This window comes from Planococcus lenghuensis (assembly GCF_001999905.1).
Taxonomy (GTDB): Bacteria; Bacillota; Bacilli; order Bacillales_A; family Planococcaceae; genus Indiicoccus; species Indiicoccus lenghuensis.
In genome coordinates this window covers 1,438,296-1,459,488 of record NZ_CP019640.1, presented here as the reverse complement: position 1 = coordinate 1,459,488, position 21,193 = coordinate 1,438,296, and the positions used below count along the sequence as shown (strand labels likewise).

Here is a 21,193-nt window from a genome sequence, read left to right as displayed (position 1 = left end):
TCTCATCTCTGCATGAATTCAATTATAACTGAAAACAGTCTTGAATCAAACAGATTTCACAGTCCCGAAGACAGACTCAAGTGCATTTTCCAGTTTAGATGAGTCTTTAGCACCAGCCATTGCAAAGTCCGGACGCCCTCCACCTTTGCCACCGCATTGCTCTGCAACGGCTTTGACAATTTGACCGGCATTGTATTCCTTGCCGGCAATATTCTTGGTTACACCAGCAGCAATCATAACTTTACCATCTGCTACAGCACCCAGAACAACGACCGCCTGATCCAATTTCTGTTTCAGATCATCCACCATCTGCCGCAATTGGTTGTTGTCTTTTGCATCCACTCGGGCAGCCAGCACTGTCACACCATCAATTTCCCTTGCCTGATCCAGGAGACCGGCCGACTGGGCCCCGGCAATTTTCGCTGACAGCGATTCATTTTCCCGCTGCAGTTCTTTCATTTCCCCTTGAACCGCTGTTACTTTCTGAACCAGATCCCGCGGATTGGCCTTCAGCAGCCCGGCAGCTTCTTCCAGCTGCGTTTCCGTATTCTTCAGGTTCTCATAAGCAGCCTTGCCGGTCAGCGCTTCAATCCGGCGAATGCCAGCTCCGATTCCACCTTCAGAAACGATTTTGAACAGCCCAATCTGTGCCGTATTGAGGACATGCACACCGCCGCAAAGCTCCAGGGAAAATCCGCCGATGTCGACAACACGGACAGTATCTCCATATTTTTCACCGAACAATGCCATCGCACCCATATCTTTCGCATCGTGCAGGCTGTGATAGCCCGTCGCCACATCGATGCCTTCCCAAATCTTTTCATTGACGATTCGTTCGATCTGTTTCAGTTCATCAGCCGTCACTTGGCCGAAATGGGAGAAATCGAAGCGGAGCCGGTCTGGTCCGACATACGATCCTGCCTGATTGACATGCGTGCCAAGCACATCTTTCAGCGCCTGGTGCAGCAAATGGGTAGCCGTATGATTTTTCACAGTATGGCGGCGTTCTTCAGCTGATACTTCCGCGTGTACACGGCCCTTTGACAGCTCGCCGGATACGATGCGGACCGTGTGCAGGTTCTGGCCATTCGGCGCTTTTTTAACATCGAGCACTTCAGCCTGGAAAGCATCATTGTGAATGAACCCTTTGTCTGCAATCTGTCCGCCACTCTCGGCATAGAATGGGGTAATATCGAGCATCAGCTGCGCTTCTTCCCCTTCCTGCACGTGATCGGCAAGTTCGCCGTGCTGGACGATGGCTGTGATCTCCGCTTCAGTCGTCAGCGTTTCATAGCCGATGAATTCACTCGGCGCCGTGATATTTGCCAGTACTTCCGACTGTGTCTGCATCGAATTGGTCGCCTGACGAGCATTCCGTGCGCGGTCACGCTGCTGTTCCATCGCATGCGCGAATCCTTCCCGGTCAGCCGTCATGCCTTCTTCTTCCGCGAACTCTTCCGTCAGCTCTACCGGGAAACCGTACGTATCGTACAGGCGGAACATTTCTTCGCCCGGGATAACTGTGTGACCGGCTTCTTTTTCCTTACGGATGATATCGTACAGGATGGACAAGCCTTCGTTAAGCGTCTCATGGAAGCGCTGTTCTTCAAGTTTCACAACACGGATGATGAAATCTTCTTTATCGTTCACTTCCGGATAGAATTCCTTCATGATATCGCCGACAACCGGCACCAATTCAAACATAAACGGTTTCTCAATGCCAAGTTTCTTGCCATAGCGCACAGCCCGGCGCAGCAAACGGCGCAACACATAGCCACGGCCTTCATTGGACGGCAATGCACCATCACCGATTGCGAACGCCACTGTGCGGATATGATCGGCAATCAATTTGAACGCCATGTCCTTTTCAGCTGACTCGCCGTATGTCTGGCCGGATATTTCTTCCGTTTTCCGGATAATCGGGATGAACAGATCCGTATCATAGTTCGTCGGCACATCCTGGACAACCGAAGCCATCCGCTCCAGCCCCATGCCGGTATCGATATTCTGTTTCGGCAACGGCGTGTACGTATGGTCCGCATTGTGATTGAACTGGGAGAATACGAGGTTCCAGATTTCCAGGTAGCGGTCGTTCTCGCCGCCCGGATACAGTTCCGGATCTTCCGGATCGTTGCCGTATGACTCACCCCGGTCATAGAAAATCTCCGAGTTCGGTCCGCTCGGGCCTTCCCCGATATCCCAAAAATTACCTTCGAGTCGGATGATGCGTTCTGCCGGGACACCGACTTCGTCATGCCAGATGGCATACGCTTCTTCATCTTCCGGATGGATTGTCACCGAAAGTTTTTCCGGGTCGAAACCAATCCATTTTTCATCGGTCAGAAATTCCCATGCCCAGTGGATCGATTCGGTTTTGAAATAATCGCCGATCGAGAAATTGCCAAGCATTTCAAAAAATGTATGGTGGCGCGCAGTGCGTCCGACATTTTCGATATCGTTCGTCCGGATGGATTTCTGCGCATTCACGATGCGCGGATTTTCCGGGATCACCCGGCCATCGAAGTATTTTTTCAGCGTGGCAACGCCTGAGTTGATCCACAAAAGGGATGGATCCTCGAATGGCACGAGCGGTGCACTCGGCTCCACATCATGTCCTTTTTCCTTAAAGAATTCCAGAAACAATCGCCGGATATCAGCAGCTTTTAAATTTTCCATTTCGTTTTCCTCCTTGTATAATGCATTTACATTTTTTAATTATTAATCTCTACTACTGCTTATAAATACTTTCTGAACCGGTTCTTTCCGTTGCGATTTTTTTGCGAATAATAAAGTATGTTACGGCTTCTTCGAAGCAGCTGCCGGCGGATGCTTTCCGCGGGGCGATCCGCAAGCCGCTTCGACGCTCCGCGTCTCCAGGGTCTTGCCTGGCTCGCTGCTCCCGCAGGAGTCACCGCCCTCCGCTCGCTTCGAAATGAAAAATCCTATCCCAAAAGTAAGTAACAAATCAAATACTGTTTTTTATGAACCTGCAGATAGAAATCGGTGAGAGACAAACATAAAACATCAATTTGGCTGAAACGGTCTTATACAAAATCACGCAGGCAACCCTTAAGCGAATTAGCTGCAATAAAACAGAGCTGAACTCACTCATGATCCGGCTGGTCTGCTGCGACTCCTGTGGGATTGTGAAGTGCCGAAATCCACTCAAGGCGGGAGCCTTGAGTTAGTTCGGCACGAGCTCACGGAAAGCGCAGCAGACCAGCAAGGATTCAGCGAATATACAGGAAAGTTCCTCCGACCTGCTGTTTGGTTACAAGTTTGAACAGATTTACGGGTAGACGCCCCCTGACGAGTGAGCTGGCTGTAAAGCCGGATTTACTTCTGTTCCAGCTGGGCTGCCGCGACTCCTGTGGGATTGTGAAGTGGCGAAATCCACTCAAGGCGGGAGCCTTGAGTTAGTTCGGCACGAACCCACGGAAAGCGCGGCGGACCAGCAAGGATTCAGCCAGGCGCTCTGAAAATCTGAACATAAAAAAGCTTCCGCCCCAAAAAGGGACGAAAGCTTTGTTCGCGGTACCACCCTAGTTACACGGCAAATCGCCATGTCTCTCAAGTCTGCCTTAACGCGGCAGGACGGCAGGGATTAGCCTGCACTCCGGAGCAGCACGGATTTGAATGGCATGGAAGTTCTTGCAGCCTTGGAACTTCTCTCTTTGCACGCCGGTTTCAGCCGTTTCTCCATCTCTGTATTGCCTTATGTGTTTCCATTATAGGAAACGGAACTCCCGCTGTCAATTCAGCGCCCGACGAAATCTTGCGGTGTCACACCATCCATGCCGATCAACGGCGGGATGTCGTTCAGGTTATCCGGTGTCAGCCGCACCGGTCCGTCCGCTTTCTCTTCAACCGGCTTGGCGAGCCGGCTCTTCAGCGTCGTCTGACGTTCCGTGCCATCCGAGCGGGTGATGCCGAAACGGAACACTTCCGGGTCACCGCACAGGATCAGGAAGTTTTTGCTGCGGGTGATGCCGGTATACAGAAGATTGCGTCGAAGCATCTTCATATAGCTCCGGACGACCGGCATGACGACAATCGGGAATTCAGAACCTTGCGCTTTATGAATCGAACAGCAATACGCGAGCGTCAGCTGATTCAAATCACTCCGCTGGTACGTCACTTCGATGCCGTCGAACGATACGACGAGCAAATCCTGTTTTTCCACGTTTTCTTTCGCTTTGAAAATCGCGATCACTTCACCCATATCGCCGTTAAAGACCTGGCTTTCCGGCTGATTGACGAGCTGCAGCACTTTATCGCCGATCCGGTATGTAATGTCGCCGAATGTCAGCTCTTTCCGGGAACCGTCGGGATTGCCATTGACGAGTTCCTGGATGAGTTTATTCAGCGCATCGATGCCGGCTGGTCCCCGGTACATCGGCGCGAGCACTTGGATATCCCGGATGGAATGCCCTTTGGTGATCGCATTTTTCACAACTGCTTCCACAACAGACGGAATTTGTTCGGTGCCGGCCCGGATAAATGAACGGTCACCGGTTTTATTCAGGATGTCCTGCGGGAACTGGCCCTGCTTCATCTGGTGGGCGAGCGTCACAATCGACGAGCCTTCCGCCTGCCGGTAAATCTCTTTTAATTCGATGACCGGCACAGCTTTGGAATCGAGCAGATCGCGCAGCACTTGCCCGGGACCGACCGGCGGCAACTGGTCCTGGTCGCCGACGAGGATCAGTTGGACGTCATCCGGCAACGCTTTCAGCAATTGATGGGCAAGCCACGTATCGACCATCGATACTTCATCGATAATGATCAGTTTGCCTTCAATTTCCCGCTCGGTCTCTTCTTCTTTTTCCTGGCCGGTGAAACCGAGCAGCCGGTGAATCGTCATAGCCGGAAGCCCGGTCGACTCATTCAGCCGCTTGGCAGCCCGGCCGGTCGGCGCCGCGAGAATGATCGGGAACGGCTCTTTTTTCTTGGCGTATTCTTTCGGGTCGAGTGACAGTCCGTGCAGTTCCGCATACACTTCCACAAGCCCGCGCACAACCGTCGTTTTTCCCGTGCCGGGTCCGCCCGTCAATACCATCACCGATGAATTGACGCTTTTCTCGATAGCCGCCGCCTGCGTTTCCGCATACGTGACCCCGAGCCGCTCTTCCGCTTCCCCGATCGCCATGCGGACTTCCGAAGACGGAAATCCGTCCCGCTCTTCCTGGGATTCGATCAGCTGCTGAAGTTTGGAGGCGATCCCCACTTCCGAATAATAAAGTGATGGCATGTAGAGCCGAGTTTCTTCGCCGGATACCCGGCCTTCTTCGGCCAGTTCAATGATCGCTTTTGAAATCGCTTCGATTTCGACCGGCTCCTGCTGGCTCGTCTCAAGCATGTTTTTCGCAGCCGGAATGATCCATTCCGATTCCGCATACACATGCCCATCCGACAGCGATGAATGATTCAGCAAATGCAGGATCGAAGCCTTGATCCGGTCCGGATGGCTGCCCCGCAAACCAAGCCGGGCACCGAGCTCATCGGCCCGCTGAAAACCGACACCTTCGATTTCCTCGATGAGCCGGTACGGGTTCTTGGATAAAGTTTCAAGCGTCTCTTCGCGATATGCCTGATAAATTCGCATTGCCACTTGCGGCCCGAATCCCCACTCGTTCAGCTGGATGATGACGCGCTCCAGTCCGAGATTCGACTCAAGCCCCTGCTGCAGCGTCTCTTTTTTATCATCCGATAATTTCGGTACAACATCGAGCACAGATGGGTCATCGAGGATTTTCTGGATGGTGTCTTTCCCCAGTTTCTTCACAATCGTCTCTGCCGTTTTCCGGCCGATGCCCGGGAACATATCACTCGATAAATAATGGATGATGCCCTGCTCCGTCTCCGGCACTTCCTGAGAAAACGCTTCCGCCTGGAACTGCGTCCCGTATTTCGGATGCTGCTTCACGCTTCCCGTGAATTTATAATTCTCGTCCGTCGACAGCTCCGGAAAATAACCCGAAACGACAATTTCCTTGTCTTCATATGAGGTGTTCGTTTTCGAGATTTTCACTTTCGCGATCGTAAACAAATTCTCCGGGTTGTGAAAAATGGAGACGACCGGACGGCCCAATATAAACTGTTTTTCCTGTTCGAATAAATCCGGCTGTTGTGTCATAGCGGCCGTCTCCTTCCCATTAATTCAATCGCTGCAAAATCATGTCATGCACATAGCGGGCCTGGTCATGATTTTCGTCAATAGTGAATGCCCGCTTCAAATGCGAAAGTGCCGCATCCGTATTCTCAGTCGATACCGCATACAGTACGCCGAGATTGTAATGGGCATCCGCGTGTTCCGGCTCCTGAATGAGAACCTGCTGGAACTCGGGCTCCGCCAGATCGAATAATTCCAACGTGGCGAGCGCAATTCCATAGCTCATGCGCGCGTCCGTATCTTCGCCATCAAGCTCCACTGCACGCTGCAAGTATGGCAGCGCAAGTTTTGGCTGCTGCAGCCGCTCCAGGCTCTTGCCCATCATGTAATGGGCGTCCGGCCCTTCGATGCCCAGCTGAATCGCTTTTTCATACAGCTTCAACGCTTCCTCGTACCGGTCTTCATTGAAATAAAGATTTGCCAAACCATAGTAGGCGGTTGCCGATTCACCAAGCGTCAACGCTTTCTGGAAAAAGCGCTCCGCCCGCTCGGTGTCACCGGTTGCTGCGAGCACATGACCGAAATTGATGTAGCCGAGCGGATTGTCCGGTTCCTGCTCAATCGCTTTTGTAAAAGCCGCCACCGCTTCTTCGTACCGGCCATCCTGCAGCGCGCGAATGCCTGTTTCGTTATAATCCACGTGAATCCCTCCGTTATCCGACATAGCCGAGCTGCTCGCCTTTTTTATAAACGCGGTCGATCGTTCCGCCGCCGAGGCATTCGGCGCCATCATAAAAGACGACTGCCTGTCCCGGTGTAATTGCGCGAACCGGCTCGTCGAATGTCACAATCGCTTCTCCGTCTTTAATTTCGACAGTGACCGGTGAATCTTCCTGCCGGTAGCGGAATTTCGCTGTGCAAGGGAACGGGCCTTCACGATCCATTGTGCGGGTGAAGCTTAAATTGACAGCAGTGAGCGCGTCTGAGAACAATGCGTCATTATTGATGTTCTGGCCGACATACAGCACGTTGCGGTCCAGGTCTTTCCCGATGACGAACCATGGGTCGCCTGCTCCGCCGATGCCGAGTCCGTGGCGCTGACCGATCGTGTAATACATAAGACCGTCATGCTCGCCTTTCACTTCCCCGTCGAATGTTTCCATACGGCCGGGCTGTGCCGGCAAGTACTGGCTCAGGAATTCCTTGAAATTGCGTTCGCCGATAAAGCAGATGCCGGTGGAATCTTTTTTGGCAGCTGTCGCGAGTCCCGCTTCCGCCGCGATTTCACGGACTTTCTTCTTTTCCAAATGGCCGATCGGGAACATGACATGCTTCAGCTGATCCTGTGAGAGCTGGTTCAGGAAATACGTCTGGTCCTTATTTGTATCCTTGCCGCGCAGCATCTTCGTTTCTTCGCCGTGTTCAACTTGCGCGTAATGACCGGTCGCAAGGTAATCCGCCCCGAGGTTCAGTGCATGCTCGAGAAACGCCTTGAATTTGATTTCCTTATTGCACATGACGTCCGGGTTCGGTGTGCGGCCCGCCTGGTATTCCTCCAGGAAGTACGTGAATACTTTATCCCAATACTGCTTTTCGAAATTGACGGCATAGTATGGAATGCCGATCTGGTTGCAGACACGGATGACGTCGTCATAGTCTTCCGTCGCTGTGCAAAAACCGCTTTCGTCCGTGTCATCCCAGTTTTTCATGAAGATCCCGATGACGTCGTACCCTTGTTCTTTTAATAAATAAGCCGCAACTGATGAATCGACGCCGCCGGACATGCCGACCACGACGCGTGTTTCGTGCGGAGCTTTTGTTGTCATATATGATTCACCTTCTTTGATTGATTGCGGAACCGGAAATCCGGTTTCCCGGAAGCCATAATACCAGAACCGGAGGCCGGACCTGTAGTGATCGGTCTCAGAACCGCCAGCCGAAAAACAAATAGCCGATCAGTCCGATGGCCGCAGCCGCAAGTCCGATCCAGAACAGGACGGGCGATGTCCGCCGGTCCCGGTCTTTATTGCCTCTGCGAAACACGATACTCACTGCAATTGCCGCTGCTAACACACCAATCCAAAAATCCATACTGCTTCACCTCTGCTGGCTTTGACGTTGTGCCGGTTACTTGATCAGCCGGCTGGCAATCCGCGCTGTTTTGACAGCCGCTTCCGTTACGGTTTCTTCCGTCAAGCCGATGCCAAAACTGAAACGGATGGAGTTCCGCCCTTCACTGGCTTCTTCCCCGTACATTGCAACAAGCACATGTGACGGCTCTACAGAACCGGCCGTACAGGCGGAACCGCTTGATGCGCTGATGCCCGCCAGATCGAGATTGACGAGAAACGCTTCAATGTCGATGCCTGGAATGCTGAGATTCAGGACATGCGGCAATTGGTTCGCGCCATTTTCTTTGAATGAAATTTCCTGATCGGTAAATGTATTGCGGAAAATTTCCTTATAGCGCAAGTACTCTTCCGTCTTTGCATCCATTGTCTTCTGTGCGATATCGACCGCTTTGGCGAACGCGGCGGCAGCCGGAACATTTTCCGTTCCAGCCCGGCGCTTCCGTTCCTGTTCGCCGCCGAATAACAGCGGTGACAGATTGACACCTTTACGCTGATATAAAAACCCGATGCCTTTCGGTCCGTTCAATTTATGCGCAGACACGGACAGAAAGTCGACCCCGAGTTCATTGACATCAAGCGACAGGACACCGTACGCCTGCACAGCATCGGTATGGAATACAGCAGCATGGTCTCTCAACAAGTTACCGATCTCAGCGATCGGCTGCACGGTCCCGACTTCGTTATTGCCGAGCATGATTGTCACAAGGAACGTATCGTCCCGGAGCGCCTGTTCCACGTCGCTGACCCGGATAAGTCCATCTTCGTCAACCGGCAAATACGTGACGTCATAGCCTTCCGTCTCCAGTTGCTTGCACGCATTCAGTACGGCATGGTGCTCGATGGCACTCGTGATGATATGGCCTTTCCCGAAGCGGGCGGCCGTCCCGAAGATCGCCATATTATCCGCTTCCGTTCCGCCGCTAGTGATGATGATTTCCGTTTCCTGTGCCCCGATGCTGGCAGCAAACGTCCGGCGGGCGTCGTCCAGCACTTTCCGCGACTTTCTCCCGGTGTCGTGGATGCTTGACGGGTTGCCGTACAATTCCGGCAGCAATCGGGTAAACACCTCAACCACATCCGGATGAATCGGGGATGTGGCAGCATGGTCTAAATATATCCGGCTCATAATATTTCTCCTCTAAATATAGTACATATATGGATCGGCCGGGCTGTCATCCGAATGCTTGGCCAGATCTTCAATCGTTGTCGTATCCAAAACATTGCGCACAGCATCACGGATGCGGATCCATAATTCCCGCTGCGGCTGGTTTTCGTCTTCAATGCCTTCGACCGGCTGGATCGGTCCTTCAAGGACGCGGATGACGTCTCCTGCAGTGATCGTGGCCGGTGCTTTGGCAAGCATATAGCCGCCGTGTGCACCCCGGACGCTCTGCACGAGCTGGGCGTTGCGAAGCGGCGGGATCAACTGTTCCAAATAAGCTTCCGACAGCTCGTACTGCGCCGCAATTTTTCGGAGCGGAACAGGTCCGTCTCCAAAGCGTTTGGCAAGTTCCGTCATAATGGTCAGACCGTAACGGCCTTTTGTTGAAATTTTCATAAAGCACCCCTGGTTTGATTTCCAATGTTCTTCAAGACAGTATAACATAATTCCTTGCTGCACCGGGCCGGAAATGACTTTTCTGCAAATGAAAGCTATACTGGTAGGAGTGTTTTGAGAGGAGAGACCGCTTTGCAAAATGAACCGCTTGCGTTCCGGATGCGTCCGCGCACAATCGATGAAGTGATTGGGCAGGAAACGGTCATCGGACCATCCACCGCATTATATAAAATGATTAAAAACGGACACATCCCATCAATGCTTCTGTACGGGGAGCCCGGAATCGGCAAAACATCGATCGCGTACGCCATCGCCGGCACTTCCGAATTGCCATTCATTGCCTTGAACGCGACGACGTCCGGAAAAAAAGACGTTGAGGAAGTCGTCAACGAAGCCCGGCTGACCGGAAAAGTCCTGCTGTTTTTGGACGAGATCCACCGGTTCAATAAACTCCAGCAGGATGCCCTGCTGCCGCATGTTGAAAGCGGATCAATCGTCCTGATCGGCGCGACAACCGAAAATCCGTTCCATGATGTGAACCCCGCAATCCGCTCGCGTTGCGGCGAGATCAAGCAATTAAAACGGCTGACAGAAGCGCACGTCGTGAAACTGATCGAATCGGCGTTGAACGACAAAGAACGCGGACTCGGCCGGCAGTCCATTAACATCTCACCGGAGCAGATCGAACGGCTCGCGGTCGGGTCCATCGGTGATGCTCGGAAAGCTTTGACGATGCTCGAATCCGTCGTATTTGCATCGGATGAAGCGGGCGGCATCGTACGCATCGAGGATGATATCATCGAACAGATGATGAAGCGCATCGGCGTGTTCGGTGACAAGAAAGGTTCGCATTTTTACAATTTATTATCGGCGCTCCAGAAATCCGTGCGCGGCAGCGATGTCGATGCGGCCATGTATTACTTGGCACATCTTTTGGAGAACGGCGATTTGACCGCCGTCACCCGGCGTTTGCTTGTCATGGCGTATGAAGACGTCGGTCTTGCGGCCCCTCACGTCGGCGCGCATGTGCTCGCCGCCTGTCAGGCCGCCGACCGGTTGGGCTTGCCGGAAGCGCGCATCCCGCTCGCAAATGCAGTTGCGGAAATGTGTTTATCACCGAAGTCGAATTCCGCTTACCGAGCCGTCGATGCCGCATCCGCTGCCATCCACGCCGGCAAAACCGGCGACATTCCACCGCATTTGAGGGACGGCCATTACGCCGGTGCGAAAGAATTGGGCCATGTCGGCTACCGCTATCCGCATGACACACCCGTCGGCTCGTTCGGCGGCTGGGTCGATCAGGATTACCTGCCTGAGAAAGTGCGCGGAACAGCGTTTTATGAACCGGTGCTTGCCGGAGATGAGAAGAAACTTGCCGGGATTTACGAGAAATTGAAGACGTTCCGGAAGAAGTGATTGTTGTCGAAGATCCGCCTGAAGGGCGGGTCTTTTTTTATTGGAACGGGGTGAGACGGAGTTTCTACGTAGTATTTTCAGTTTATCCCCGTTAGTAGAGATGCAAAACAAATTTTTTATGTATATCAACAGGAGATCATCAAACTTTTTCTATCTGCGTAAGTTATTTTCGATTTACGAGCGTTATTTTGGATTTATGCTCTTTAATTTCAATTTATGATCGTTATTTTGGATTTATGCTCTTTAATTCCAATTTATGATCGATAACCCTACCTTTATGCGCGATAATCCGGATGATCATGCCAAATCCTCGATTCTCACTAACCATCTACAAGCCTTCTTCCAGCATACAGAAAAAAACCCCACCGGTAATATTCCCGGTGGGGTTGGTATGTTGAGTTAAAAAGAATCCCGATCGTGCCGTCCTTGTTAATGCACATCGTTTTGAACCCGCACTATAAGCAGGTGGGTGACCCCTTTACCACTTTTGACGTCCGATGAAGGCATGCCATCCATGGTAAAAGTAGGTCTCCCGACGATGAAGTGTTCGGTCAAAACTGATTGGCTTAAAACGAACACATCAGGATTCTTATTGATTTAATCCTAGCACATTCGGGATGCTGATACAATAATTTTACTCTGTACCTTTCGAACGAATCTGCCTGTGCGCTATTCGTCTCATTCAGAATCCTGTGTCTGTTCAGCAGCCGCTTCCTTTTTAGCTGCCGGTGTCACACGCAGACCAAGTTCTGTGAGCTGGCCGCCTGCAACGGCACTCGGTGCATCGGTCAGCGGATCACTGGCGCTCGCTGTTTTCGGGAAAGCGATCGTATCCCGCAGGTTCGTGCGGCCGGCCAGCAGCATGACGAGCCGGTCAAGGCCCAGGGCAATGCCGCCGTGCGGAGGCGTGCCGTATTCGAATGCTTCGAGCAAGAAGCCGAATTGCTCCCGCGCTTCTTCCGTCGAGAAGCCCAGCGCGCGGAACATTTGTTCCTGCACATCCCGCTGATAAATCCGCAGGCTGCCGCCGCCGAGTTCATAGCCGTTCAGCACGAGGTCATACGCCTGGGCGCGGACATTGTGCGGGTCGCTTTCCAGCTTGTCGACGTCTTCTTCAAACGGTGCCGTGAATGGATGATGCGCCGCATAAAAACGTTCTTCGGATGCATCATACTCAAACAACGGCCAGTCCGTAATCCACAGAAACTTGAAGACACTTTCGTCAATCAACCCGAGCTCGCGGCCGAATTTCAAGCGCAATGCGCCGAGTGTATCTGCAACGATCGATGCCGCATCCGCTGCAAACAGCAGCACATCGCCCGCTTCCGCTTCCGCTTTTGCGATAAGCGCTTCGGCTTTTTCCCCTTCGAAGAATTTCGCGATCGGCCCTTTAATGCCGCCTTCTTCCACTTTCAGCCAAGCCAGGCCTTTCGCGCCGTAAATCGCCGCAAATTCGCCGAGCGCGTCCAAATCTTTCCGGGAGTAATTCGCCGCCTGGCCTTTTACATTAATCAATTTCACTTCACCGCCGCGTTCAATGGCGCCGGAGAATACTTTGAATGCTGAATCTTTAACGACCTCCGATACATCCACCAATTCCAGACCGAACCGCACATCCGGCTTATCGGAGCCGTAGCGGCTCATCGCTTCTTTATACGTCATGCGCTGGAATGGCGTCTCAACTTTCAGGTCTTTCACTTCTTCAAGCAATTGCTTCATCATGCGCTCGTTGAGTTCGATGATTTCCTCCATCGACTTGAAGCTCATTTCCAAGTCAATTTGGGTGAATTCCGGCTGGCGGTCCGCCCGCAGATCTTCATCCCGGAAACAGCGGGCAATCTGGAAGTACTTATCAAAGCCCGATACCATCAGCATCTGCTTGAATAATTGAGGCGACTGCGGCAATGCATAGAATTCTCCCTTATGCACCCGGCTCGGCACGAGATAATCGCGTGCGCCTTCCGGAGTGGATTTTGTCAGAATCGGCGTTTCCACTTCCAGGAACCCTTCTTTATTCAAGAAGTTCCGGATGGAAATAGTTGTATCCGACCGCAGTTTCATCGTGTCGAACATCGGTTTGCGCCGCAGGTCGAGGTAGCGGTATTTCAGCCGCAGGTCCTCACCGACGCCGCTTTCGTCCGCGATCATGAGCGGCGGCGTTTTCGCCGTGTTGATGATGCTCGCATGGTCTGCCTGTACTTCGATTTTGCCGGTCTTGATCGCCGGGTTCACTTGGTTCTCCTGGCGCTTCACAACGAGGCCGTCGATGTGCACGACAAACTCACTGCGGAATTTTTCCGCTATCGCCGCCGCTTCTTCCGCGATTTCCGGATTGAAGACGACCTGTACGATTCCGGTGCGGTCACGCACGTCGATGAAGATCAGGCCTCCGAGGTCGCGCCGTTTCTGCACCCAGCCTTTCAATAATACGCGCTCGCCTGCGTGCTGCTCGGTTACTTCGCCGCAATAATGTGATCTGGCCATTATGATTCCTCCCCACTCAATTTACGTTTCACCGCATCTGCCATATCGGCAAATGCCACTTGATCTGTTTCACCTGTTTCCATTGTTTTGATGCCTGCCCGCTGTTCAGCGATTTCAGTTTCACCGAGCACAATTGTAAAGCGCGCACTTTTGCGGTCCGCCGCTTTCATCTGTGCTTTCAGTTTTTTCCCTGCGTAATCCATGTCCGCGGAGATTCCGTTCGCCCGGAAATCCCGGACAAGCCGGAAAGCATCCTGGCGCGAAGCTTCATCGAGTACCGCAACGAATACATCCAGGTCCGCCGCTTCCCCGATCTCCACTTTTTCCATCTCCAGCGCAAGCAGCAGCCGTTCAATGCTCATCGCGAAGCCGATGCCCGGCGAAGCCGGTCCGCCGAGATCTTCCACAAGCCCGTTATAGCGGCCGCCGCCGGCCAATGTCGTGATGGCGCCGAATCCTTCGGCGTCACTCATGATTTCAAATGCGGTGTGATTGTAATAATCCAGTCCGCGCACGAGATTCGGATCCACCGTATACGCAATGTCCAATCCGGCAAGGAACGCTTTCACTTGATCAAAATAGTCTTGTGATTCCTCGTTCAAATAATTGGTCAATGCCGGCGCCGTCGCCATCAACGGATGGTCGCGGTCCACTTTGCAATCAAGGATGCGGAGCGGATTTTTCTCCAGCCGGGTCTGGCAGTCGTGGCAAAATTCATCGATCCGCGGTGAGAAATGCATCACAAGCGCATCGCGATGCGCATTGCGGCTTTCCGTATCGCCGAGCGAATTGATGACGAGCCGCAGTTTCTTTAGTCCGAGTGACCGATAGACATCCATCGCGAGTGCGATGACTTCCGCATCGACGGCCGGGTGCTTCGATCCGATCGCTTCGATCCCAAATTGGACAAACTGACGGGTTCTGCCCGCCTGGGGCCGCTCGTAGCGGAACATCGGGCCCATGTAATATAGCTTCACCGGCTGATCCGGCAAGCCGAATAATTTATTTTCAACATATGACCGGACGACCGAAGCCGTCCCTTCCGGCCGCAATGTCAATGACCGGTCTCCCCGGTCGGTGAATGAATACATTTCTTTTTGGACAATGTCCGTCGTATCGCCGACGCCCCGCTGGAACAATTCTGTCTGTTCAAACACAGGTGTCCGGATTTCCTTGTACTGATAAAGCTTGCACAGTTCCCGGATTTTTTCTTCGGCTGCCTGCCATTTCGCCGCCTGGTCCGGCAAAACATCATAGGTGCCGCGCGGTACTTGAATGCTCATGAATGATCTCTCCTTTTCTGCGGATACAAAAAAGCCCCCGCCCCTTGCTTATCGCAAGGGACGAGAGCTCATAGCTTCCGCGGTTCCACCCTAATTGGCGCATCATGCGCCCGCCTCAAAACCGGATAACGGCCGGTGCCGTCTTTTCCTAATGAGGACAATCCCTTTCAGAAAAAAGCCTTTGAAGTGTCGTTCACAGCAAGCGTCTGGAGAAAGACTTTCAGCCTCGGTCTTCCCTCTCTTTTACAGCCGGTATTGCTGCTACTTTCTTCATCATATCGGCAACTATTCATCCTAATTGAATAAACCTTATGTTAATCATCCGGCATGCACTTGTCAAGCCGCATTATTTTTGCTTATTTTTTCAGAAAACGTAGATTTATTTGACCGGAATTGTATAATATGGATAGGAAAACAGGAGGTGTTTAATTGAACAAAAAATGGGTCGCACTACATATTATCCTAATCTTATTGATCGCCATGTTCTTCAGTGCCCCCGTTTCTGCGGCCGGCACCGTGGAAGTGACAGTTCCATCGTTGAATGTCCGGTCCGGTCCAAGCCTGTCCCATGGCCTCGTCGGCAGCCTGTCAAAAGGAAATGACGTCAATGTCCTGTCGGAAAAAGGAGATTGGTATGAAGTCAAAGTCGGCAGTAAAACTGGCTGGATCGCTTCCTGGCTGACAAAAACCGTATCTTCAGAGACAACCGCCAGCGCAACTGCTGTATCCAGCGTCAACCGGTTGAATGTCCGCTCCCAGCCAAGCACGTCCGGCCAAGTACTGACACAGATGGACAAAGGAGACACGGCAACGGTTAAAAGTTCGGCAGGCGGGTGGACGGAAGTCGATTTCAAAGGCACGCGCGGATTTGTTTCCAGCCAATACATAATATCAAAAGCGGCAGCACAGGCGCAGCCGAAACCACAGCCGGCTCAAGCTTCCGCATCGGCATTCACGGTTTCAGTAAACACATTGAACGTGCGTTCAGGTGCAGATCTGAATTCGAAAAAAATCGGCACTGTCCATAAAGGCCAATCATTCAAAGTTCTTGGCGTCCAAGGCAGCTGGGTGAATATCCGGCTTGCGGACGGCGGCAGCGGCTGGGTGTATAAATCATACGGCAGTCTGTCCGGCAAAGAAACGGCACAGCCGAAACCTGCAGTCGCAAACACCGGTAAAACTGTGACGGTCCTGCAAAACCGCACCAATGTGCGTTCCAACCCGACAACTTCATCAGCTGTCATCGGGCAGCTGAATGCCGGAACGGTTCTGAATGTTACGGACATGTCCAATAATTGGTATCAAGTGAAACTGAGCAATGGCAAAACCGCATGGATTGCGGGCTGGGTCGTTTCATCCAGTGACGGTTCGAAAATTACAGCACCGGCAGCCCAGCAGACAGCCAGTTCCGGGTCTCTTTCAGGTGTGTCGATTGTGATTGATCCCGGCCACGGCGGCATTGACGGCGGAACCGTCGGGTATTATAAAACCGTGGAGAAGACGCTGACGCTGCAAACCGCTGAACTGCTCGCTGCCAATCTGCGGGCGGCAGGCGCTTCCGTGACGCTCACCCGATCGTCCGATCACTATGTCTATTTGCGGGACCGTGTGGCCATCGCACATCAGACAGATGCTGACGCATTCATCAGCCTGCATTACGATTCAACGTACGACCGCTCAGTCAATGGATTCACTACGTATTACCTGCATAACTATCAAAAGAGCCTCGCCCAGCATGTCAGCGACGGCGTTGACGGCCAGACGAACTTGCGGGATCGCGGCGTTCGTACCGGCAATTACTTAGTGCTCCGGGAAAATCGCCAGGCAGCCATCCTCGTCGAGCTCGGTTTCCTGAGCAATCCGAACGAAGAGCGGTTCGTGTCGACGGATCAGTATCGCCGGCAGGCAGCGTACGGCATTTACACAGGACTTGTGGATTATTTTAATTAAATCTGCAGATCAACAGGCGGATCAGGAAATTTCCTGATCCGCCTGTTTTTTTATGAAGATTCCCCGTTCTGTCAAAGACCTTCTGCTCAAGAAAGACAGCACACTCGGCTGGCTCTTGACTTATAGCGGCTCATTCCTTCTTAAAGTGTGTTCAACAGATCTTAATGTGCACTCAGCAGATTTTATTATGCACCCACTGGCTTTTAACGTGGTTTCACTCCACCCCTTTCTGCTGCTTCCAGCGAATTTTCACGCCAAACCACAAAAGCTGATGCCGGAGACCCGGCATCAGCTTTCTTATTCCTGAATATGTTTTCGCTGGAATTCCGCGATGCTTCCATACTCTTCTTCCAGCAGCCGTGACAGCCGGATATAGATTGGCAGCAGTTCCCGGTAAACGCCGCTCGATTCTGCCTCCGGGTGATGGGTATGCGTTTTGCCGATCATATCGGACACCACATTGAAGTCCTGGATTTCACCGGTCGCATACATGCCGAGGATGATTGCTCCAAGACAGGAACTTTCAAAGCTTTCCGGTATAATGACTGGTTTATCGAAAATATCCGCCATCAATTGACGCCACATAGCTGAACGCGCGAACCCGCCGGATGCCTGGATCCGCAGCGGCTCTCCCGCCAGTTCTTCCAAAGCGAGCAGGACAGTGTATAAATTGAACACGATCCCTTCAAGAACAGCGCGGATCATATGTTGTTTTTTATGGTGGATACTCAGTCCGAAAAATGATCCCCGGGCATCCGCATTCCATAAGGGCGCCCGTTCTCCGGTCATGTAGGGATGAAACAGCAGTCCATCAGCCCCCGGATTCACGCCGGATGCAATTTTTGTCAGCACATCATACGGATCGATGCCAAGCCGTTTTGCCGTTTCCACTTCCGCTGCAGCGAATTCATCCCGGAGCCAGCGAAGCACAATCCCGCCGTTATTGACAGGGCCGCCGATTACCCAATGATCTTCTGTCAGCGCGTAACAGAACGTTCTTCCTTTTGGATCTGTTTTTGGTTCACGTGTTACGGTACGGATCGCTCCGCTTGTCCCGATTGTCACTGCTACAGCCCCCGGTTCAATGGCATCCACACCGAGATTCGCCAGCACGCCATCGCTTGCCCCAATGACAAATGGAATTTTCGCCGGCAATCCCATGAAGGCGGCATACTTTTCTTTGAGGCCTGACAGCTGGAATGTCGTCGGAACCGCTTTCGCTAAGCGATCCTGCGTAACGCCAGCCACTTCCAGTGCCCCGCTGTCCCAGTCCAGCTGTTTTAAATTGAACAGCCCTGAAGCCGATGCAATGGAGTGATCGACAATATATTCACCGAATAATTTATGAAAGACGAAACTTTTGATGCCAATGAACTTTGCAGCCGTTTGAAACAGCGCCGGCTTTTCCGATTTCAGCCAGACGAGCTTTGAAAGGGGTGACATCGCATGAATCGGCGTGCCCGTCCGCAAGTAAATTGCATGCCCGTCCAGTTCATTTAAAATTTGTTTTGCAAATGGTGCACTTCGCGTATCCGCCCACGTAATGCTATTGGTCAGCGGCTTCCCCGCTGCGTCGACGGCGATCAGGCTGTGCATGGCCGAGCTGAAAGAGACGAACCGGATCGCTTTCGCATCGACTTCACTTTTCTTGACCGCGCTGCGGATCGCTTCAAGCACAGCCTGGAACAATTCTTCCGGGTCCTGCTCAGCTGTTGTCGGTGTCGGTGTATGCAATGGATACAATACGGTTGCACTCGCAATCGTTTCGCCTCTTTTATTGAACAGGACAGCCTTTGTGGATGTCGTCCCGATATCCACACCTAAATAATAATGGTGTTCAGTCATTGCATTCTCTCCTTATATCAAAAGAAAAAGAAAAAGGAACAGCCCTTTTTCTTTTTCCGCTTTGCTAAATGAATAAGCTAATTGTAAGCACCACGACGAAACCGGTAAGACCGATGATGGTTTCCATAACCGTCCAAGATTTCAGTGTGTCTTTCACATCCATACCGAAGAACCGGTTAACGAGCCAGAAACCTGAGTCATTCACATGGGAAAGCACAGTTGCTCCTGACGCAATGGAAATAACAATCAAACCGAGCGCCGGTCCCGTCACGTTATTTAGCTCCAACAGTGGTGTAATCAGACCGGCTGCTGTCACCATGGCAACGGTTGCAGAACCTTGAGCCACACGGACAGCCGTTGCAATAAGGAATGCCAGTACGATTGCAGGCATGGCTGAATTATTCATCATTTCACCCAATACCACACCGACTCCGGAATCGATCAGCACTTGTTTGAACACACCGCCGGCACCTGTGACGAGAATGATAATTCCCGCAGGCTCCAATGCTTTTGTCGCAATATCCTGCACTTCCTGTCGTGTATAGCCGCGACGTGTGCCGAGCAAGTAAAAAGTCAGCAATGTCGCAATGATTAACGCGACGATCGGATGGCCAAGGAATACCAACACACTTCGAAGCGCATTCCCTTCTTCCAACAGCACGGTTGAAAGTGTATTCGACAGAATCAGGATCAGCGGAATCAGAATCAGGAACGTGATCATACCAAAGCTCGGCATTTCTTTATCGTATTCCTTCTCCGTATCAATTTCCATATAATCCGGAATGCTCACATGGATTCGCTTCGCGATAAATCGGCCAAAAAGCGGTCCGGCCAGAATCATTGCCGGAAGACCCGCCATCGCACCAAACAGGATGACCCAGCCAAGCTCCGCTCCGACTAAATCCGCCACTGCGATCGGGCCGGGGGTCGGGGGAATAAAGCTATGCGTGACAGCAAGACCCGCCAGCAGCGGAATGCCGTAATACAGTAAAGAACGGCCGGTCTTTCTTGCCAGACCGTATACAAGCGGCACTAAAATGATGAAGCCGACATCAAAAAATACGGGAATGGCAACGATAAAGCCGGTGATGCCAAGCGCCCATTGCGCTTTATCTTCCCCGAATTTTTTGATCAGCGTGGAAGCAAGCCGCTCCGCTCCGCCTGAGATCTCAAGCATTTTGCCGAACATGGCACCGAGTCCGACGACGATCGCCACAAAGCCGAGCGTGCCGCCCATTCCTTCGATAATCGATTCAAGTACTCCTGTCAGCGGCATTCCAGCGGCTATGCCGACAAGTAAGCTGACGAGCAGCAGCGCAACAAATGCGTGCAGTTTCACTACAATCACCAGGAATAATAACAGCAGAATCCCGGCAAGCGCCACTAAAATTAACAACGATCCATCCATTTGTCACCCTCCTCAACATGCTGTTTCAAACTCAATCGTTAAACGTTATTTTTTCTCAACGGCGTGTCCGCCGAATTCATTCCGGAGAGCTGCCACCACTTTTCCGGTGAATGTGTCGTCTTCTTGTGAGCGGTAACGCATCATCAGAGACAACGCGATAACTGGAGCAGGAACGTTGAAGTCCAGCGCTGTTTCGACTGTCCATTTTCCTTCCCCGGAAGAATTCATCACACCGCGGATGCTTTCCAGTTCCGGGTCTTTCGAAAATGCATTTTCTGTGAGTCCCATGAGGTATGACTGGATAATCGAACCGTTATTCCAAACCCGGGCCACTTTTTCGTACTCATAGTCAAAATCACTTTTATTCAGAATGTCGAACCCTTCAGCAATCGATTGCATGATGCCATATTCGATGCCGTTGTGAATCATCTTCAGGAAATGGCCGCTCCCGGCTTTTCCGGTATACAGATAGCCATCCGTCACAGAGATCCCTTGGAATACCGGCTCAAGTTCTTTAAACTTTTCCGCATCTCCGCCAATCATTGCGCAAATCCCGTTCCGGGCGCCTTCCGTTCCGCCGCTTGTGCCGCAATCAAAGAAGAAAAGCTCTTTCTCATTCAATTCCTTCGCCCGCCGGACGGTATCTTTGTAATTGGAATTTCCGCCATCGATAATCGTATCTCCTGCTTCTAGCAGCCCGCTCAGTTCCGTCAGGACCGTTTCCGTGATGTCACCCGCCGGCACCATCAGCCAGACGGTACGGGGTTTTTCAAGACGCTCGACAAGTTCTCCAACCGATTTCGCCAGTTTGAAACCGTTTTCTTCTCCGGCCGCATTGCTGTCGTATCCGATTACCTCGTGGCCGTGATCTGCCAAGTTAAGCGCCAGGTTCTTTCCCATTTTGCCTAAGCCAATCATTCCGATCTGCATATTAGCACTCCTTTTGTTTGGAAGAATTTTTTTCTTTATATTTAATATTATATCGAATATTTTTCTATAAGCAAT

The 21,193-nt window shown here is 52.0% G+C and carries 14 protein-coding genes, 1 other RNA gene and 1 other annotated feature; of the genes, 2 read left to right on the top strand and 13 right to left on the bottom strand.

What is annotated here, in order from left to right; translation table 11 throughout:
* Positions 1-45: 45 nt before the first annotated feature.
* The 7 genes from alaS to cymR form a co-directional block, all read right to left on the bottom strand.
* Positions 46-2,676 carry an alanine--tRNA ligase gene (alaS, locus tag B0X71_RS07400; RefSeq protein ID WP_077588815.1) on the bottom strand — a complete coding sequence of 877 codons (2,631 nt, stop codon included), beginning with the start codon at positions 2,674-2,676 and terminating at the stop codon, positions 46-48.
* 1,081 nt (positions 2,677-3,757) lie between these two features.
* A complete protein-coding gene (recD2, locus tag B0X71_RS07395) occupies positions 3,758-6,136 on the bottom strand; it encodes an SF1B family DNA helicase RecD2 (RefSeq protein ID WP_077588814.1) in 2,379 nt (792 codons plus the stop codon).
* A 19-nt stretch (positions 6,137-6,155) separates the two neighbouring features.
* Positions 6,156-6,812 (bottom strand): tetratricopeptide repeat protein, encoded by a 657-nt coding sequence (locus tag B0X71_RS07390; protein WP_198038700.1) that lies wholly within the window; start codon positions 6,810-6,812, stop codon positions 6,156-6,158.
* 13 nt (positions 6,813-6,825) lie between these two features.
* The gene (gene mnmA, locus B0X71_RS07385) at positions 6,826-7,938 is read right to left on the bottom strand and encodes a tRNA 2-thiouridine(34) synthase MnmA (protein WP_077588812.1); all 1,113 of its coding nucleotides are present in this window, start codon (positions 7,936-7,938) and stop codon (positions 6,826-6,828) included.
* Between the two features lie 97 nt (positions 7,939-8,035).
* Positions 8,036-8,203 carry a hypothetical protein gene (locus B0X71_RS20855; protein ID WP_156889810.1) on the bottom strand — a complete coding sequence of 56 codons (168 nt, stop codon included), beginning with the start codon at positions 8,201-8,203 and terminating at the stop codon, positions 8,036-8,038.
* A gap of 36 nt (positions 8,204-8,239) precedes the next feature.
* Positions 8,240-9,370: a cysteine desulfurase family protein gene (locus tag B0X71_RS07380; protein ID WP_077588811.1), complete on the bottom strand. Its 1,131-nt coding sequence runs from the start codon at positions 9,368-9,370 to the stop codon at positions 8,240-8,242.
* 12 nt (positions 9,371-9,382) lie between these two features.
* On the bottom strand, positions 9,383-9,802 hold the full coding sequence (gene cymR, locus B0X71_RS07375; protein WP_077588810.1) for a cysteine metabolism transcriptional regulator CymR: 420 nt from the start codon (positions 9,800-9,802) through the stop codon (positions 9,383-9,385).
* 132 nt (positions 9,803-9,934) lie between these two features.
* Here cymR and B0X71_RS07370 point away from each other — a divergent pair, with 132 nt between their 5' ends.
* Positions 9,935-11,218: a replication-associated recombination protein A gene (locus B0X71_RS07370; RefSeq protein ID WP_077588809.1), complete on the top strand. Its 1,284-nt coding sequence runs from the start codon at positions 9,935-9,937 to the stop codon at positions 11,216-11,218.
* Positions 11,219-11,622: 404 nt separating this feature from the next.
* On the opposite strand, the gene ssrS is transcribed toward B0X71_RS07370, so the two are convergent.
* The 3 genes from ssrS to hisS all read right to left on the bottom strand — a co-directional run bounded on the left by ssrS (position 11,623) and on the right by hisS (position 14,985).
* A non-coding RNA gene (gene ssrS / locus B0X71_RS07365) (6S RNA) lies at positions 11,623-11,808 on the bottom strand.
* 88 nt (positions 11,809-11,896) lie between these two features.
* The gene (gene aspS, locus B0X71_RS07360; protein ID WP_077588808.1) at positions 11,897-13,702 is read right to left on the bottom strand and encodes an aspartate--tRNA ligase; all 1,806 of its coding nucleotides are present in this window, start codon (positions 13,700-13,702) and stop codon (positions 11,897-11,899) included.
* The gene (hisS, locus tag B0X71_RS07355) at positions 13,702-14,985 is read right to left on the bottom strand and encodes a histidine--tRNA ligase (RefSeq protein WP_077588807.1); all 1,284 of its coding nucleotides are present in this window, start codon (positions 14,983-14,985) and stop codon (positions 13,702-13,704) included. Before hisS ends, aspS begins: the two co-directional genes overlap by 1 nt.
* A gap of 53 nt (positions 14,986-15,038) precedes the next feature.
* Positions 15,039-15,273: a binding site (T-box leader), on the bottom strand.
* 141 nt (positions 15,274-15,414) lie between these two features.
* Between hisS and B0X71_RS07350 the strand changes: the two genes are divergently transcribed.
* Positions 15,415-16,935 (top strand): N-acetylmuramoyl-L-alanine amidase family protein, encoded by a 1,521-nt coding sequence (locus tag B0X71_RS07350; RefSeq protein ID WP_156889809.1) that lies wholly within the window; start codon positions 15,415-15,417, stop codon positions 16,933-16,935.
* A 297-nt stretch (positions 16,936-17,232) separates the two neighbouring features.
* Here the strand turns inward: B0X71_RS07350 and gntK are convergent, their stop codons facing one another.
* From gntK to gnd, 3 genes are all read right to left on the bottom strand, one after another.
* Complete coding sequence (gene gntK / locus B0X71_RS07340) at positions 17,233-18,780, bottom strand: gluconokinase (RefSeq protein ID WP_077588805.1); 1,548 nt, start codon at positions 18,778-18,780, stop codon at positions 17,233-17,235.
* A 64-nt stretch (positions 18,781-18,844) separates the two neighbouring features.
* The gene (locus tag B0X71_RS07335; protein WP_077588804.1) at positions 18,845-20,188 is read right to left on the bottom strand and encodes a GntT/GntP/DsdX family permease; all 1,344 of its coding nucleotides are present in this window, start codon (positions 20,186-20,188) and stop codon (positions 18,845-18,847) included.
* Positions 20,189-20,233: 45 nt separating this feature from the next.
* Positions 20,234-21,118, bottom strand: coding sequence for a phosphogluconate dehydrogenase (NAD(+)-dependent, decarboxylating) (gene gnd / locus B0X71_RS07330; RefSeq protein WP_077588803.1), 885 nt, complete (start codon positions 21,116-21,118; stop codon positions 20,234-20,236).
* Between the last annotated feature and the right edge of the window lie 75 nt (positions 21,119-21,193).